Annotated in this window: 18 protein-coding genes and 1 pseudogene; 7 read left to right on the forward strand and 12 right to left on the reverse strand. The window is 70.6% G+C overall.

Annotated features, from left to right (window positions below; all coding sequences use genetic code 11):
- Positions 1 to 82: 82 nt before the first annotated feature.
- Positions 83 to 2,743: an aconitate hydratase AcnA gene (gene acnA, locus Q8791_RS09480; RefSeq protein WP_330091247.1), complete on the reverse strand. Its 2,661-nt coding sequence runs from the start codon at positions 2,741 to 2,743 to the stop codon at positions 83 to 85.
- Positions 2,744 to 2,825: 82 nt separating this feature from the next.
- On the opposite strand from acnA, the gene Q8791_RS09485 reads away from it, so the two are divergent.
- Positions 2,826 to 3,506, forward strand: coding sequence for a GntR family transcriptional regulator (locus Q8791_RS09485; protein ID WP_330091248.1), 681 nt, complete (start codon positions 2,826 to 2,828; stop codon positions 3,504 to 3,506).
- A gap of 201 nt (positions 3,507 to 3,707) precedes the next feature.
- Here Q8791_RS09485 and Q8791_RS09490 read toward each other — a convergent pair whose 3' ends face one another.
- Positions 3,708 to 4,562, reverse strand: a complete 855-nt coding sequence (locus Q8791_RS09490; protein ID WP_330091249.1) for a serine/threonine-protein kinase — start codon at positions 4,560 to 4,562, stop codon at positions 3,708 to 3,710.
- A gap of 185 nt (positions 4,563 to 4,747) precedes the next feature.
- On the opposite strand from Q8791_RS09490, the gene Q8791_RS09495 reads away from it, so the two are divergent.
- On the forward strand, positions 4,748 to 5,110 hold the full coding sequence (locus Q8791_RS09495; protein WP_330091250.1) for a hypothetical protein: 363 nt from the start codon (positions 4,748 to 4,750) through the stop codon (positions 5,108 to 5,110).
- A gap of 111 nt (positions 5,111 to 5,221) precedes the next feature.
- Here Q8791_RS09495 and Q8791_RS09500 read toward each other — a convergent pair.
- The 5 genes and pseudogenes from Q8791_RS09500 to Q8791_RS09520 form a co-directional block, all read right to left on the reverse strand.
- A pseudogene (locus Q8791_RS09500) lies at positions 5,222 to 5,341 on the reverse strand (VOC family protein); the annotation flags it as partial.
- A 220-nt stretch (positions 5,342 to 5,561) separates the two neighbouring features.
- Entirely contained in the window at positions 5,562 to 6,260 is a 699-nt protein-coding gene (locus Q8791_RS09505; protein WP_330091251.1) for a nitroreductase, read from the reverse strand.
- Between the two features lie 75 nt (positions 6,261 to 6,335).
- Entirely contained in the window at positions 6,336 to 7,151 is an 816-nt protein-coding gene (locus tag Q8791_RS09510; protein ID WP_330091252.1) for an NADPH-dependent F420 reductase, read from the reverse strand.
- A gap of 55 nt (positions 7,152 to 7,206) precedes the next feature.
- Positions 7,207 to 7,803, reverse strand: coding sequence for a TetR/AcrR family transcriptional regulator (locus Q8791_RS09515; protein WP_330091253.1), 597 nt, complete (start codon positions 7,801 to 7,803; stop codon positions 7,207 to 7,209).
- A gap of 296 nt (positions 7,804 to 8,099) precedes the next feature.
- Positions 8,100 to 8,921: a hypothetical protein gene (locus Q8791_RS09520; RefSeq protein ID WP_330091254.1), complete on the reverse strand. Its 822-nt coding sequence runs from the start codon at positions 8,919 to 8,921 to the stop codon at positions 8,100 to 8,102.
- A gap of 331 nt (positions 8,922 to 9,252) precedes the next feature.
- Between Q8791_RS09520 and Q8791_RS09525 the strand changes: the two genes are divergently transcribed.
- Complete coding sequence (locus tag Q8791_RS09525) at positions 9,253 to 9,828, forward strand: DUF6875 domain-containing protein (protein WP_330091255.1); 576 nt, start codon at positions 9,253 to 9,255, stop codon at positions 9,826 to 9,828.
- A gap of 192 nt (positions 9,829 to 10,020) precedes the next feature.
- On the opposite strand, the gene Q8791_RS09530 is transcribed toward Q8791_RS09525, so the two are convergent.
- Together Q8791_RS09530 and Q8791_RS09535 are read right to left on the reverse strand one after the other, a co-directional pair.
- Positions 10,021 to 10,155, reverse strand: a complete 135-nt coding sequence (locus Q8791_RS09530) for a hypothetical protein (RefSeq protein ID WP_330091256.1) — start codon at positions 10,153 to 10,155, stop codon at positions 10,021 to 10,023.
- A gap of 208 nt (positions 10,156 to 10,363) precedes the next feature.
- Positions 10,364 to 11,389: a protein kinase family protein gene (locus tag Q8791_RS09535; RefSeq protein WP_330091257.1), complete on the reverse strand. Its 1,026-nt coding sequence runs from the start codon at positions 11,387 to 11,389 to the stop codon at positions 10,364 to 10,366.
- Between the two features lie 24 nt (positions 11,390 to 11,413).
- Here Q8791_RS09535 and Q8791_RS09540 point away from each other — a divergent pair, with 24 nt between their 5' ends.
- The 4 genes from Q8791_RS09540 (at position 11,414) to Q8791_RS09555 (ending at position 13,993) form a co-directional block, all read left to right on the forward strand.
- Complete coding sequence (locus Q8791_RS09540; protein ID WP_330091258.1) at positions 11,414 to 11,686, forward strand: hypothetical protein; 273 nt, start codon at positions 11,414 to 11,416, stop codon at positions 11,684 to 11,686.
- 219 nt (positions 11,687 to 11,905) lie between these two features.
- A complete protein-coding gene (gene cutA / locus Q8791_RS09545) occupies positions 11,906 to 12,184 on the forward strand; it encodes a divalent-cation tolerance protein CutA (protein WP_330091259.1) in 279 nt (92 codons plus the stop codon).
- A gap of 153 nt (positions 12,185 to 12,337) precedes the next feature.
- Positions 12,338 to 13,123 carry a protein kinase gene (locus tag Q8791_RS09550; RefSeq protein WP_330091260.1) on the forward strand — a complete coding sequence of 262 codons (786 nt, stop codon included), beginning with the start codon at positions 12,338 to 12,340 and terminating at the stop codon, positions 13,121 to 13,123.
- Between the two features lie 123 nt (positions 13,124 to 13,246).
- The gene (locus Q8791_RS09555) at positions 13,247 to 13,993 is read left to right on the forward strand and encodes a phosphotransferase family protein (protein WP_330091261.1); all 747 of its coding nucleotides are present in this window, start codon (positions 13,247 to 13,249) and stop codon (positions 13,991 to 13,993) included.
- Between the two features lie 356 nt (positions 13,994 to 14,349).
- Here the strand turns inward: Q8791_RS09555 and Q8791_RS09560 are convergent, their stop codons facing one another.
- The 3 genes from Q8791_RS09560 to Q8791_RS09570 form a co-directional block, all read right to left on the reverse strand.
- Complete coding sequence (locus Q8791_RS09560; protein WP_330091331.1) at positions 14,350 to 14,529, reverse strand: DUF397 domain-containing protein; 180 nt, start codon at positions 14,527 to 14,529, stop codon at positions 14,350 to 14,352.
- A gap of 253 nt (positions 14,530 to 14,782) precedes the next feature.
- Positions 14,783 to 14,965: a DUF397 domain-containing protein gene (locus Q8791_RS09565; RefSeq protein WP_330091262.1), complete on the reverse strand. Its 183-nt coding sequence runs from the start codon at positions 14,963 to 14,965 to the stop codon at positions 14,783 to 14,785.
- Positions 14,962 to 15,789, reverse strand: a complete 828-nt coding sequence (locus Q8791_RS09570; protein WP_330091263.1) for a Scr1 family TA system antitoxin-like transcriptional regulator — start codon at positions 15,787 to 15,789, stop codon at positions 14,962 to 14,964. Before Q8791_RS09570 ends, Q8791_RS09565 begins: the two co-directional genes overlap by 4 nt.
- Positions 15,790 to 15,917: the final 128 nt, after the last annotated feature.

Raw genomic sequence — 15,917 nt, forward strand, 5'->3', positions numbered from 1 at the left:
CCGCGACGCCGGAAGGGCCGGCCGGGAGGGGTCTCCCGGCCGGCCCTTCATCGTGCCGCGGAGCGCCGCGCGGCGGCGCTGATCAGCCCCGGCCCTCCCCCGGCGCCGACAGCGCTCGGTGCAGGATGTACGGCAGCAGCCCGCCGTGGCGGTAGTAAAGCTGTTCGCGGGAGGTGTCCAGGCGGGCTCGCACGGTGAACTCGGTGACCCGGCCCGTGCCCAGGTGCCGGGCGGTGACGGACAGGCGCTCGGGGACCTCGTCGCGTCCCTCCAGCCCCGTGACGGCGTACTCCTCCTCCCCCGTCAGCCCGAGGCCGCGCGCGCTGTCCCCGTCCTCGAACTGGAGCGCGAGCACCCCCATGCCCACCAGGTTGGAGCGGTGGATGCGCTCGAAGGACTCGGCGAGGACCGCGCGCACACCCAGGAGGGAGGTGACCTTGGCCGCCCAGTCCCGGGAGGACCCCGTGCCGTACTCCCGGCCGCCGATGATCAGCAGGGGCTGTCCCCGGTCCCGGTGCCGGTCGGCGATGACGTGGACGTCGTCGACCGTGCGCTCGTCGCCGTCCGGGCCGAGGTCGACGGCCTTGCCGCCCGGGAGCCCGGGGGTCATCCCGTTGCGGAGCCCCGGGTTGGCCAGGCCGCCGAGCTTCATCACCTGCCAGTTGCCCCTCCGCGAGGCGTAGGTGTTGAGGTCGCGCACCCGCACGCCGCGCTCGCGGAGGAACCGTCCGGCGGCGCTCTCCGAGGGGATGCGCCCGGCCGGGCAGAGGTGGTCGGTGGTGACGGAGTCCCCCAACACCTGGAGGGCGCGGGCGCCCACGATGTCGCGGTGAGCGGCGCCCTCCGCCGCACCGCGCTCCGCGGCCAGGTCCAGGAACGGGGGTCTGCGCAGGTACACGGAGTCGGGGTCCCAAGCGAACCGCGCACCCTCGGGGGCGGTGAGCCCCTGCCAGTTCTCGTCCCCGTCGAAGAGCGTGCGGTAGACCTCGGTGTACATCGACGGTTCGATGCTCCGCGAGACCACCGCCTCGATCTCCGCCTCGGTGGGCCACAGGTCGGCCAGCATGACCGGCTTCCCGTCCGGGTCGGTGCCGAGGGGGTCCGCGGTCAGGTCGGCGTCCGCCGTCCCCGCCAGGGCGAAGGCCACCACGAGCGGAGGGGAGGCGAGGAAGTTCAGTGCGACGTCGTTGTTGATGCGCCCGTCGAAGTTGCGGTTCCCCGACGTCACCGAGGCCACCACCAGGCCGTTCTCCTCGACCGCGGCGGCCGTCTCGGGCACCAGTGCCCCGGAGTTGCCGATGCACGTCATGCAGCCGAACCCGACCAGGCCGAACCCCAGTTGCTCCAGGTCCCGCATCAGGCCGGCGCGCTCCAGGTAGTCGACCACCACGCGGGACCCCGGGGCCAGGCTCGTCTTGACCCACGGTTCCACGCGCAGCCCGCGCCGTACGGCGTTGCGGGCGAGGAGTCCGGCCGCGACCATGACGGCGGGGTTGGAGGTGTTGGTGCACGAGGTGATGGCGGCGATGGCGACGGCTCCGTCCCGCGGCCCGTCCCCGCCCGTCTCCTCCTCCCGCCCCAGCCCGGCGAGCGCGCCGCGCACCGCCTCACCGGTCCCGGCCAGGTCGATCCTGTCCTGCGGCCTGCGGGGTCCGGCCAGGCTCGGGGTGATCTCGCCCAGGTCGACGACGAGGGTCTCGTCGAAGCGCGGCCGGTGGTCGGGGTCGTGCCACAGGCCCTGTTCCTTGGCGTAGGCCTCCACGAGCCGTACGTGGTCCTCGTGGCGTCCTGTCAGCCGCAGGAAGTCCAGGGTGCGGCCGTCGACGGGGAAGATCGCCGAGGTCGAGCCGAACTCCGGGCTCATGTTGGCGAGGGTGCACCTCGTGGCGATGCCGGTGGAGCCGACTCCGGCGCCGAAGAACTCCACGATCCGGCCGACCACGCCCAGGCGCCGCATCCTCTCGGTGACGGTGAGCACCAGGTCCGTCGCCGTGACGCCCGGACGCAGCTCGCCGACCAGTTCCACGCCGACCACAGGGGGGATGAGCAGCGAGACGGGCTGGCCCAGCATGGCCGCCTCCGCCTCGATGCCCCCCACTCCCCAGGCCAGCACGGACAGCCCGTTGACCATGGTGGTGTGGGAGTCGGTCCCGGCCACGGTGTCGGGGAAGGCCAGGCCGTCGCGCACCTCGACCACGCGGGCCAGGTGCTCGACGTTGATCTGGTGCATGATCCCGGCTCCGGGCGGCACGACCTTCAGGGTGCCCAGTGCCTGCTGGCCCCACTTGAGGAACCGGTAGCGCTCGGCGTTGCGCTCGTACTCCCGTCGGACGTTGAGCTCCGGGGCGTCGGGGCGGGCGAAGAAGTCGGTGGACACCGAATGGTCGACGGTCAGCTCGGCGGGGATCACTCCGTCGACGGCCGCGGGGTTCCCGCCGTGCTCGGCGACCGCGTCGCGCAGGGCTGCCAGGTCGGTCAGGACGGGCACGCCGTTGGTGTCGTGGAGGAACACCCTGGAGGGGTGGAAGGCGATCTCGTGCGAGCCGGTGCGCCCCTCGGCCACGGCCCTGATGTCGGCCTCCGTGACGAGGTCGCCGTCCTCGTGGCGCAGCAGGTTCTCCACCATGACCTTGTGCGCGAAGGGCAGCCGTTCGGTTCCCGGCACCGCCCCGATGTGGAAGTACTCGGCGCTGCCCGCCGTGGACCCCAGCCTCCGGCGGCTGCGGTGTGAATCGATCGACATCAGTCCTCCTAGCCTATAGGCTACATGATGTCAGAAGTCAGGAGAGGCCGATATCCTGCCCTCCTCAGGGAGGACGACGTTCGTGACGACGAAGCCGGTTTTCAGCAAGAGCCAGTACGCCTACGAGGAGATCAAGCAGCGCATCCTCGCCGATGAGCTCCACCCGGGCGCGGCACTGAGCCAGGAGGGCATCGCGGCCGAACTGGGCGTCTCGACCACGCCCGTGCGCGAGGCGCTCAAGCGCCTGGCCGCCGAGGGGCTCATGACGCTGGAGACGCACAGGGACGCCCGGGTGACGGAGCTGACCTTCGAGGAGGCGCAGAGCCTGTACGAGGTCCGTTCGCACGTCGACCCCCTCGCCGCCGGATGGGCGGCCCAGCGCCGCACCGACGGCGACATCGGCGCGATCCGCCGGGCGCTGAGCGCGCTCGACCCGTTGACCGGCACGTCGGGCATCCAGGCACTGATCGCGCACCGCGACTTCCACCGCGCCGTCTACCGCGCCTCGCACAACGAGCCCCTGATCGGGATCCTGGACAGCCTGTGGGACAAGGCCGACCGCTACCGCCAGTTCACCCTCAGGCACCGGGCCGGGTCCGAGTCGGAGGTCGAGCGCGTGCGCGGAGAGCACCGGGGGTTGGCGGAGGCCGTGGTCGAGGGCGACAGCGGCACCGCCGAGGAGATCATGCGGCAGCACATCTCCCGGAGCCTGGGCCGTCAGGCGATGGAGGCGCTGCGCCCGAAGGCGGCCCGGGCGACCTGAGCCGCCCGTCCGGGCGCCGCGGGCGCGGCGGTCCGCCACGGCCCGGCACTCACGGCGGGCGCTACGCCGCAGCCGTCGGAGTCGGCGACTCGGGGTGGAACTGCTCGACGCGGTCGCGCTCGGTGTACATGTCCCCTACGACGTGACGGGCGGGCACGCCGTAGCCCGCCGGTTGATCCCAGGGGCGAGCCGCGGGCCGGGTCAGGAGGCCAGGCGGATCAGGGAGTGGGCGAGGTCCCGCGCCGAGGGCCTGTCATGTGGTCCGCTCAGCAGGACCTGCCGCAGGACCGACTGGAGCTCGGGCCACGGCTCCTCGGTGCGGAGCGGGATCCGTCCTGCGGCGATCCGCGCGCGGAGCTGGTCCGACGTCAGGCGCTCCGGGGTGATCCCGGCCGCCGCATAGTCCAGGGGCCTGCATCCGGTGGCGCAGGTCCACACGGTGGCGGCCAGGGTGTAGACGTCAGCGGCCGCACCCCCGGCGAGCGGCAGATCTCCGGCACCGCGCAGGGCCAGCTCAGGAGGCACGAAGTGGTCGATGCCCACGCCCGTGACGGGAGGCGGCCTCAAGCCCTCCCGCCAGGTCCACGCGAGGTCGATCAGGCGGACGCCGCCGGAGGTGTGGATTCCGTGGTCCGGATGGAGATCGCCATGGACCCAGCCACGGTCGTGGAGGGTGGTGGCGACCGCCTCACACAGTTCCGCCGCGGTCTCGATCCCTTCTGTGCGCCCTGTACCGCTCTCACGGAACCGGGCGAAGGCATCCCATGTCGACGGTCCCTCGAACCACCGGGTCACCAGCCACGAGTTGTCCGTCCCCCGGCCGGACGCGACCAGATGGTCCGGCACGTCCAGCTCTTGGAGAACCGCCGCCTCCCTCGACACGGCTGCCTCGCCGTCACCGCTGCCGACCTTGACGGCGACCCTCCCCTCCGGTCCGGTCACGTCCCACACGACCGCCCCGCGCCGGGAGGTCACCTCGCGCAGCCGAAGGGCGCGACCGCAGGCGGCCTCGGCCACTGCGACGACCTCGGCGTGGTCGAACGGAAACCGCTCCATCGCGATCACTCCTCTGGGATCTCCGCCATGGCACTCGGCCCCGAGGGGTGCAGGCAGCGCTCATCGGGGACGCGGCCGAAGAAAACCGGGGAGGGGAGGCCTACCCGCCCGCATCGCGCCCGAAGCGGGAACCGTCCCGACAAGATCCTCGTCGCACCGCTGAGGACGAGCTGACCGAGACCAAGTTGGAGGACGCCAACCTCCAGTTCCGCCGTGGGAAGACCGGCTCGTGGGAGCGGGCTGTCCAGCTCAAGGGCAGCGACTACTACATCGCCGCCCAGGGCTCCGACAACTCCATGGTCGGCATCCAGGAGGCCAAGGTCCACGACGACCAGATCCGCTTCGCCCTGCGCATGGACATCGCGGGCAAGGGCGACTCCTGGATCTCCGCCGACGACAACACCGGCAGCATCCGGATGCGCGACGACAGCAACCGGCGGGCCCACCTCGTGGCCCTGCGCCGGGGCGACAACCCCGACGACGCCACCGGTGGATACGACGCCAAGTTCCACCCGATGTCCTGGGCTGAGCTGATCGACGAGATCTAGTGACACCGGGGGCGTGACGCACAGGCGCCCGGGAGACCCCGGGCGCCTGTGGGTGTTCTGGGACCCCACAACCGTCGGCCCATCGCCGCCGGGGAGAGGCTCCGCGACAGATCAGAGCGGGTTGAGGCGGGCCTTGAGCAGGCAGAACTCATTGCCCTCGGGGTCGGCCAGGACATGCCACTGCTCCTGCCCGGTCTGGCCGATGTCGGCCGGGCGGGCACCGAGCGCGAGCTCGCTGATACGACACGCCATGAACAACGACCCACTCTCAGCCGGGGAACCGCGGGGGCCGCGCACGGACTCTGTGGGCGCCCCGCAGCGGAACAATTCTGCGACCGTACAGGACGCGCCGAATACGGGCCAGAGGTTTTCAGGGCCGCCCGGGACCCGGTTTCACCTGCGCCTCTCGGGACTGCCGCCGGAACCCGCGCGGCGGCGCCCGCCCGTGGGGCTACTGCCCGTCGAGGACTCCGGGGGTGTCGTGCAGGACGACGCTCTGCCGGAGCGGCACCCGTCCCCTGCGGACCACGTTCACCGGTGCCGCCAGGTCGGCCGTCCCGAAGGAGATGCCGAACAGCAGTTTGAGGTCCTCGGGCACGCCCAGGAACTCGCGGACGGTGTCGGCGTAGAACCCGAGGATGGTCTGCGGAATGCCGCCGAGGCCCCGGGCCGCCAGCGAGAGCAGGAAGTTCTGCGCGTACATGCCGATGTCGCCGGCGGTGCGCACCCCGTCGCCGAGGACCGGCATGAAGAGGAAGGCGGCGTGGGGGGCGCCGTAGAACTCCAGGTTCTCCCGGACCGCGACTCTCCTGCCCTCCCGGTCCGCGCGTTCTATGCCCCGGGCCCGGTAGTGGCCGGCGGCCTGGGCCTGCGCCCGCTCCTGGAAGACGCCCTCGCCGTAGTCGGCGGTGAAATCGGGGGAGGTCCGCCCCTCCTCCTCGGCCCGGAGCAGTTCCTTGCTGAGGGCGTCGCGTGCCGCACCGGAGACGACGTGCACCGTCCACTGCTGGGTGTTGCTGTTGGAGGGGGCCGTCTGGGCGTCCTCCAGCACGCCGCGGATGTCCGAGGGGGACACGGGGGCGGGCAGGAACTGGCGGGGCGAGTGCCGGGCGCGTGCGATGTCGGTGAAGGGTGAGGCGGTGGTGGGCACGGCGTCTCCTCTTGACGGTGCTCGTCCCCGTGGGCACGGCTGTGTCCACGGGGTCGTGGCAGGGCGGGTCGTGTGTCAGCGGTGGAGCGAGCGGTTGAGCTCGACGGTCTCCTCCAGCGTGGGCGCGGAGGTGAGGGTGGCGAAGCGCTCCATCATGCGGGCGCGGTTGCGCGGGGCCTCGTCGCGGTCGGCCGCTCGCAGGGCCGGCCCCAGGTCTTCGAGGCCCAGTTCGGTGCAGTAGGCGGGCGTCATCGGCTGCTGGCGCCAGGAGTCGGCGAGCACTCCCGCGTCGTAGGGGTCGAAGCCGCTCTCGTCCACCAGGCGCATGGCCACGCGTCGCGCCTCCGGGGAGTCGGCTGCCACGGGAAGCGCGATGCGGCCCGGGGTCCCCGCCGGAACGCCCTTGGTCTGCAGGGTGCCGGCCAGGGCGGCGTTCCACGCCTTGGCGACGGGCCGCCCCAGCTGCTCGGTGACCCACAGGCTCTCCACCTGGCCCCTCTCCACGGCGTCGACGGGTCCGCCGAGGTGGGGGAAGTAGTTGGAGGTGTCGATGACCACGGTCTCTCCGGGCACGGGGGCCAGGAGGGCCGCCACCGACGGGATCCGGGTGAAGGGGACGGACAGGATGACCACGTCCTTGCCCTGGACGGCGTCGACCGCGCTCACCGCGTCCGCCCCGTACTCCAGCGCGGAGGCGTCGATCGTCTCGGGGCCCCGGGAGTTGGCCACCTGGACGTCGTGTCCGCCCGCGCTGAACGTGCGCGCCAACGTCTGTCCGATCGCGCCCGCGCCGATGATGCCGATTCTCATGGTGTGTCCCTCTCGGAGGTGCGCCCTCCCCGAGGAGGGGCGGGCGCGGTGTGATGGACGGCCGGGCCGGTGGGAGCGCACGGCTGCCGGAACGGCCGACGGCGCCGGAAACCGGCGGTGGCGGGAGGCCGGTGGCCTACTCCTCGTCGTCCTGTTCCCGGTATCCGCTCTCGATGAGTGCGCGCAGCCGGTCGAGCGAGTCCTCGTCGGTGGTGCCGGTGCCCTTGATCCAGGCGACGGAGACGGCCGCGAGGTACAGGTCGTACCCCTTCACCGAGGGCCGCGTGTGCCCCGCGAGCTGTGCGGCCCGCACGTACTCGTCGGTGGTGGCGATGAGTTCGTCGCAGGGAAGGGTGAGCGGGTTGTCCGGTTCCCGCTCCCGGGCCGCGGCCATGAGTGGTTCGGGCAGCCCGCTGAAGGCGCTGAAGTACTCCTCCAGGGCCCGCAACCACTGCCGCAGTGCCTCGGAGGGGTCACCGAGCCGCGCGATGTCCGCTCGGCGGGCCACCAGTTCCTCGGAGCGCGTCTGCAGCACGGCTGCCAGCAGTGCTTCCCGGGTGGGGAAGTGCCGGTACAGCGTGGCCGGTCCCACGCCCGCCTCCTTGGCCAGCGCCTCCAGGGAAGCGCCGACCCCGTCCCTCAGGAAGTGGCGCTGCGCCGCTTCGAGAAGGGCGGCACGGTTGCGCCGGACGTCCGCCCGGGGCTTGCGCCCTTGCTGTCCCTCGGCGCTCATACGTCCTCCCGCCTCCCGTGTTTCCGCTCCCCAAAAAACGGAGGCTGCCTCCGCATGGAGTCGAGCTTAAAACGGAGGCAGCCTCCGGTCAAGTCGTCACTGCCGGACCACCGACGCCCGGGCGGCTCGGACGGTCGACGCGCTCGGGCACATCGCACCCGCAGGAGGCCCGCCGCCCGGGGTTCCGGTGGAGCGCGGTCGCCCCGTGCGGAGGCGGAGGACAGACCTCCGGCCCGCCTCCGCGTGGGCGGAGACGGGCCGGGGTGTCACACCGGGGCGGCGGTCGCCGCCCGCGGTCACTCCACGAGGGCGACGGCGTCGCAGAGCAGGTCCACGGCCGCCTGGGTGCGGCCCGCCTCGTCGAGCGCCTCCCCGACCCCGGAGGCCGCGGGCATCACCTCGACCTCCACGACGAGGTTGTCCAGGCGGTACAGGGCGTGCCCGGCGCCGTTCCGGGTGCCGCTGAGCGGGAGCCTGCCGTCCGGGCAGGTCACGGACTCGGAGCCGTCGGACTCCGGGCGGGTGTCGTAGAAGTAGGCCGTGGCGGCCTCGATGCCGTTCTCCCTGCGGATCCCGTTCACCTCAGTGGTGAAGACGGTGGTGCGCAGGTCCACCTGGTGCCCGGAAGCGGCCCCGTGCCCGGGGGCGACGACGCACTCCAGGCCCGCGGCACCGTACGCGTAGGAGTGGTCGGCTTCGTAGACCTCCAGGTTCTCGCCGTTCCCGGCGATCTCGCCCGCGGCGTCGGTGTCCAGGAGTTCGCACGGGGGCTGCGGCGCGGCGTGGACGTCCTCCGGGCCGAACCAGCCGAAGTAGTACGCGCCGCCGAACCCGGCCGCCGCCACAACGAGGAGGAGGAGCGTGCCGCAGCCGCAGCCGATCCAGGCGAGGGTCCTGCCGACGGAACCCTTCTTGGGCTGGGCCTGCGGGGCGGGTGGCCGCCCGGGGCCGGGGTGGCCCTGCGGCTGTCCGTGGGGAGTTAGGTGGCCGGGAGGAGTCCGGGGGGCGGAGGAGGACTGGGGGCCGGAGGGCGGCCTGTGACCGGGTGGAGGCACCTGGTGCTCGGGCTGTCGGGGAGGGCGGGGACCCTGGGATGGCGGGGGGCCGGGCTCGTGCATGGTGGGTACTTTAGCCACGCCCGACGACGGGATCCGGGGTGCACAGATGGCCTGCTTCGGCCATATCGGGGCTGCCCGTGCAGGGTTCCGCGTGGGGGCGGTCGTTCGTGTGGGGTGGCCGGTTCCAGCCAACACCGTGACTCCCGCACCACGGCGGATTACTGTCCGTGGTGGGCCACCTGGGCCCCACGGAACACTGTCCCCCACGTCCAGCCCATCGCCCAGGGCACCCCCATTCCCAGCAGCGCGCGGGGTCCTCCCCCCCTCAGCAGCCGGACACGCGGACGCGGGAGGCACCGGACCGCCGGATCGGGAAGGAAGACGCTCTTCAGTGGACGCGGTCGAGAAAGCGGTTCAGTGGTTCGAGAGCTACCTGTGCCGGCCCCACGAAGGCGTCGGGCGCCCTGGGGCGGTGTGCCCGTTCCTGATCCCCGCCCTGCGCGCGGACTGTGTGCGAACACAGGTGTTCCACGACTGCGTGGAACGGGACGGGCTGCTGCGGGCCCTCGACACCATGGCGGACACCCTGCGAGGCGAACGCTGGCCCAGCGCCAACCGCACCCTGCACGCGGTCGTCGGGCTCCTGCCCGACCTCGCCCCCGGCGACCACGGTCTGCTCGACCGCGTCCAGGACGCGCTCAAGACGTCGCTCGCCGAACAGGGGATGATGCTCGGCCAGTTCCACCCCGGTTGTGACGAGGGTGCGGCACGCAATCCCGCCTTCCCCGTCTCGCGGTCCCCGCTGCCGATGCTCGCCCTGCGGCACATGGCCCTGCACGACATCCTCTTCCTCCACGACGACCCGCGCCGGTTCGACGCCTACGACCGGCGTTTCGGGGCCAACTACCGGTCCGGACGCACGGTGGACCCGCTCTTCGCCCTGCTGTACCGCGAAGCACGACGCTAGAAGGCGCAGAAGCAGCCCCTGGGTCTGTCCGCCACATCTCTCGACGTCTGCCGAGGCCGCGCGCGTTCCACAGCGTGCACCCGTACCTGAGGGCGCCATGATCCCAGCGCCCTTGCCGGGATCGCAGGACGTGGACGGGAAGGCGGACGCCCCCGCCTGTCTCCGCGGAGGCGGGTGGGGGCTGCACCGGTGTTACCGGAGGACGCACGCGTACCAGGGGGGCGTGCCCTGCGTCAGGTGGTCGCACGAGTCGTCGGCGCTGGCGGGCGCGGCCGTGATCCCCAGGGCGGCGACGGTCAGGGCGAGTGCGGCGATGATGCGGCGCATCGTTCTCCTCAAGGGGTGTTGGGGTGTTTGTTCAGCCCCAGGAATCCCCCACGCCCCACAGACGGAAACCGTGGGGGCTGCGAAACCAACTTTCGCCGGTCCCATATCGGTGAGAAGGTCCGTAAGTCGCCCTCGACCTGGTGGCCTGGTTCGACCGGCCCAGTCTCGTCGGGTCCCCACACCGGGTGGCATCTGTCTTGCGGGTCCGTCAGTCGACGCGCGGGCTGTGCACGCGGCCGATCCGGCGGATCGCCTCCAGCGGATACGGGGTCTGCCTGCTCCGGTGCCGGAACTCGCGGTTGAAGTCCGATACCACGGCGGCGATGGGCGCGTGCCGGGCGATGATCGCTGCGGCCTCCTCGGGGATTCCGGTGGGGCGCTCGCCCTCCGCGTAGGCGCGCACCAGCTCGTGGCGGCGGCCGTCCCGGTCCTCCCCCTGAAATCCGTACAGGGCGGTGACCAGCCAGTTCACCAGATACGCGGCGGTGTAACAGCGGTCGTAGGCCTGATGCCGGTCGAAGGATTCGGCCTCGTCCTTCGACAGCTCGAACCGGGAGGAGACCGCGAGGCCGTAGTCCGCGAAGTAGAGGCGCCGGCCGTCGGTGAGGATGTTCTCGAAGTGCGCGTCGAAGTGCAGGAGCCCCTGCGCGTTCATGAACGAAGTGGTGGCTTGCAGTCCTCTCTCCACCATGGCGCAGGCCCGGTCCGCCGTCTCATCGCCCGCTTCGATCTGAGTGCCCAGCCACTGGTGCAGGTTCTGCGGGATGTACTCCAGGAACAGCGCGACGCTCGCCGAGGACTGCTGGAGCGCCTCGATCCGTCGGCGCACCTGCGATCCGCCGCCCCAGTAGGCGACAGCCCGTTCGATGTCGGCCAGTTCCTCGGGCAGGGGCGTCGAATCCGGCAGCACCCGCCAGTGGTACATCAGGGGGAAGCCCTCGTGCTCCGTCGCGAGCACCCAGTTCGTCGTCATGGTGTGCACGGCGAGTTCTCTCCAGGCACCGAAGCCCGGCCCGCCGATGGCACCGATGCCGTACTGGCAGAAGACGGGCAACTCGAACAGATTCGCCGTGGACCGGACGTGCTCAGGTCGCCTCTCCACGTCCGTGAGGGGCACCCGCTTCACGAAGACCGGGGCTCCGGCGATCTCCAGCAGGGCCGACTTCCCGCCGATACCGGTTCCGATCGGTACTGCCGTGTCCACGAGCTCGCTCAGCGCGCGATCACTGCGCAAGGCCAGGGATGTGGAGACCGCGCCATGGGCGGTGAGACGCGCGCCATGCGACATGTCAGGGGCTTTCACTGTTTTACCTCCGTCTGTGCGCCGGTCTCCATCCTGTGGCAGTTCTGTGCCACCTACTTCGGCGGGAAGTTCCTGGAGCACGTCCCCGAGATCGAGTTCAAGTACGACGGAACCGTGGCCAAGACCGCTCGCCTCCTCCAGGAGAACGGGTTCGCGGTGGACTGGACGCTGTGGGACCGCGACGCGTTGCAGTGCAGCCCGTGCGCCCCCGGCTCGAACTGCCACTGACCTCGGGGCAGAAGGCCGGAGCCCGCCGTGGGCGTCGGCCTCTTTCGTGGATCCCCTGCCGTCCCTGCTGTGGCGTGGCTACCGTGGTGCGGGTTCTGCAACCCGAGCCGCGAGGACCACCGCCATGCCCGACACCACCACGGACATCCCGAGCTACTGGGACAGGTACGCCCGAGGCGTTGCTCCGCAGGACCCCGAAGAGGCGCTCACGTCAGTGGGGTGGACCTGGCCAGGTCCGCGGTGGAGGCCAAGCTTGCGGCCGGCGCGCAGATCGTCGGGCCCGTCACGTCGGTGTTCTGGCACCTGGGTGAGTTCGGTACCGGACAGGAGTGGCAGCTCCTCCTGAAGGCACGCGCCGACCAGTACCCGCGGATCGAGGCGCACCTGGTCGAGCACCACCCGTGGACCAACCCGGAGGTCGTCGCGACCGCGATCGTGGCGGGCTCCCCGGACTACCTGCGGTGGATCGGAACCACGACGGCTCCTCACCCCGCCTAGCAGGTACGGGCCAGCTCCAACACCTCGGCGACCTCCGACAAGCTGCGGCGGTGCGCGAGGCGACAGAGCACCGGAGCGAGCTTCTGGCGTGGGCGCGCGGATGCCGCCCCGGCGGCCCGCGCAGCGAGTGCAACCCCCGCAACTGAGGCCGTGATGACTCCTCCTGAACTGAACGACCTGATCACCCACAGGGTGGGCCCCCTCGTGTCCGTGGCACCCACACGTGGGGGCTACAGTAACGCGACCACGGTCGTGGTCACCTCCGCCAGCGGCGAGCGGGTGTTCGTCAAGGCCGTCCCCGACCGTCCCGGGGGCCGCCTGGACGAGGCTCTGCGGGAGGCTGCGGTCGCCCCGTACACAGGCGGCCTGTCACCCGCCCTGTTGTGGCAGGAGCGCAGGGCCGGGTGGCTGGTACTGGGGTTCGAGGCCATCACCGGGCGCCCAACCGATTTCGCCCCGGGGTCCACGGACCTGCCAGTTCTGATCGAGGCTGTGAACCGGACCAACACTCTCCCGGTCCCGGAAGTCGCGTCGGAGTGGGAGGAAACCCGCTGGGACCGGTTCACCCCAGAGGAGGACCTGCCTCTCATGCGGGGAAACGCCTTGACCCACGCCGACCTGCACCCCAGGAACGCCCTCATCAGCGAGGAGGGCCGGATGTGGTTCGTGGACTGGTCGTGGCCCACACTCGCCTCCCCCGTGGTGACACCGTCGTGTCTGGCCGTGCAACTGGTGGCGTCAGGGCACACTCCGGCCGAAGCTGAGCAGTGGGTGTCAGGAGTGGAAGCGTGGAAGCACCACCCGGAAGCGGCACGGGTGTTCGCGCGAGCGGACGCCGGTCTGCAGCGTTCCTTCGCGGAGAGGTGGCCGGACGAGGCGTGGGTGGACGCTATGGCGGCGGCGGCCGAGGCGTGGGCAAAGCGCCTGGGAGCACGGTAGGAAGGCAAGGACCTTCTGCCCTCAGGTGCACGAGGCCGCCGGGTGGCGGGGCGTGGTCGGCCGCGTCACCGCACGCGACAAACCCGGCGACGTCGGCGATCATCCCCGGGATACTGGTCGCCCATGGACGAGATCGAAGTCGTCGTCGCCCATTCCGAGCGCGCGACCCTGCGCGTCGGCGACGTGTTCTTGAAGGTGGACGCCGATCAGGCGCGCATCGACGTCGAGGTCGGGGCGATGTCCCTCGCGCCGGTCCCGACTCCGGAGGTCCTGTGGCGCAAGCCGCCCGTGCTTGCGATCGCCGCCGTCCCGGGGACGGCGCTCGGCCGTCTCGGTGAGCCGTCGACCGCGTCGGCGGCGGCGTGGGCCGCAGCGGGTGCCGTCATCCGGCAGTTGCACGAGGCGCCGTTGCCGCCCTGGCCAGGCCGGCGCCGCCGAGGCCCCGACGAGTTGGCGGCGGAACTCGACGGTGAGTGCGAGTTGCTCGTGACGAACGGTGTCCTGCCCGCTGACCTGGTCACCCGCAACCGCCAGGTCGCCGAGGCCGCGCTCCGGCCGTGGACTCCGGTGTTCACGCACGGCGACCTGCAGATCGAGCACGTCTTCGTCGACGGCGACGAGGTCACCGGCATCATCGACTGGTCCGAGGCGGGCCGGGGTGATGCCCTGTTCGACCTTGCCACCTTGACTCTCGGACACGAGGCGCACCTCGACGACGTCATCGCCGGTTATGGCACCGACGTCGACCTCGACGTGATCCGCGCGTGGTGGTCGTTGCGAAGCCTGCTGGGGGTTCGCTGGCTGGTCGAGCACGGCTTCGACCCCTTCGCGCCGGGCTGTGAGGTCGACGTGCTGAGATCCCGGCTGTGAGGCGCCCGCTGCTACGACCCGGCCCCCAAGGTGACCACGACACCACGACCCGGCCGACTGGTTGCGTGGAGAAGCTGTTGGCGACGTCCGAGGTGTGGGGGCGGCTCGATCGGGAGGCGGTGGTGTTTTTCGCCCGTGCGCAGGTTCGTATGCCACCGGCACCATACGGCGTTGCGCCCGGAGGAAGGGGTGGCTGGAGGCCATATTGGACGCTGCGAAGGCATGGCAGCGACACCTCAAGGGATGACGGGGCTTCGGTCCTGGTGGCGGGTCCTGACCCCGGGGTAGCTTGAACCGCTGAATAGAACGGGCCCCTCACCATCACGCCTGGGCGGGACCAGTGCCGTTCTCGGTGACTACTGGCCGCGTACGGCCGCCATCAGGGCGGTCCACTCGGGAGCCGGGGCCGCCAGGTGGCCGAGGTCCCGGTTCTGGGTGTCACGCACCAGGACCGCGGCCTGATCCCGGCGGGCCTCCACGCAGTGACCCCCTTCCGCGTTGCTGTAGGTGGACTTGTTCCAGTCCTCGGTCATCATGTGATGCTGCCCCGAAAAACGTTCGACCATAGCGGTCCACCACTCCCGGCTTGCTTCAGCGATAACACACCGCTTCTACCCCATGGCGGGCCCAAGAACCGAGTTGCCCCGGAGCTGGTGGCCTGGTTCGCACCGGCAAGGGCTTTGGTCCTGGTAGCGGGTCCTGACCCCGGGTAGCCTGAACCCGCTGAACACGAGAACCGCACCGCGTCACCAACACTGACGGGGTGCGGTTCTTCGCGTGCACAGGGGGTTATCGACCGCGCACCGCGTTCACCAGAGCGGTCCACTCCGGGGCGGGCACCGCTAGGTGGCCCAACTCCCGATTCTGGGTGTCCCGAACAGCTGCCTTCTGACCAGGCATGATCCGTGCCTCCACGCACTGGCCGCCGGACCCGTTGCTGTAGCTGGACTTCTTCCAGCTTCTACTCATCATCGGATGTTGCCTCGTATCTCTTGCATCTTGGACCGCGACGCCGTGACCGGCAGTGCGGCGCTCCTCAGCTCCGCGAAGGTTCGGTCATAGCGTGCCACAATCTCCGGTTGCTTCAGCGATACACCTGTCTGCTGGCTCTCCACGTAGACGAACGAGCCATTGCCGGGGACTTCCATCACGGTGAACGAACCACCCAAGCCAGCGTGCCCCTCGGCCTCGCTCAGAATTATCTGAATGTCCACTCGTGGGCGATATGACAGTTCTAGCAGGCGATCGATCTGCTTAGGCATTACGTGGGGGTTGCGAAACCGGCGAACTAGGACCACCTCATCCAAGAGGGCAGTGATCCTCGGTGGATGCGAACGATCCAGAATCCGCTGACGTTGTTGCCGGGCGTTAACGATCTGGCCGATCGCTTCCGCGGTGGCATCAGGCTCAGCGATCTCACTGATGGCTCTCGCGTACTCCTCGACCTGGAAGATCCCTGGGACCAAGCCGAGAGAGTAGTCCCGAAAGGTTGTGGCGGCTTGCTCGGCCTCAGCGACTTCGCGGAAGTACGACGTCACCCCGAGCCCGGAGAACGCGGCGTCCCAGGCACCTAGCAGAACCCCGTTGGCCTTGAGAGCTGCGTCAAGGCGCACCACTTGGTCCCGCCGTGTCCCCTTCTTGCCAAGCTCCAAATCGCTGATCGTGCTTTGGCCGACGAGGGACACAGCGGCAAGCTTCTGTTGCGTCAGACCAGCCAGACCACGGGTTTTCTTGAGCAGCTTCCCGAAACGGGACCGCGCTTCGTCGTCCTCACCGTCGATCTTCAACCGAATCACCGACCAATTATCTGAGCCAACCGCTTCGCAAGGTTCTGAAACCGAGTCCAGCGATAATCCTAGACCTGAGGCGGCCGAGATTGGCAATGTCGGTGACATGAAAAAGGCCTCGGCCGCCGCTTGCGACG

The sequence above is a fragment of the Nocardiopsis codii genome (assembly GCF_036327455.1).
In the GTDB taxonomy this organism is placed as follows: domain Bacteria; phylum Actinomycetota; class Actinomycetes; order Streptosporangiales; family Streptosporangiaceae; genus Nocardiopsis; species Nocardiopsis codii.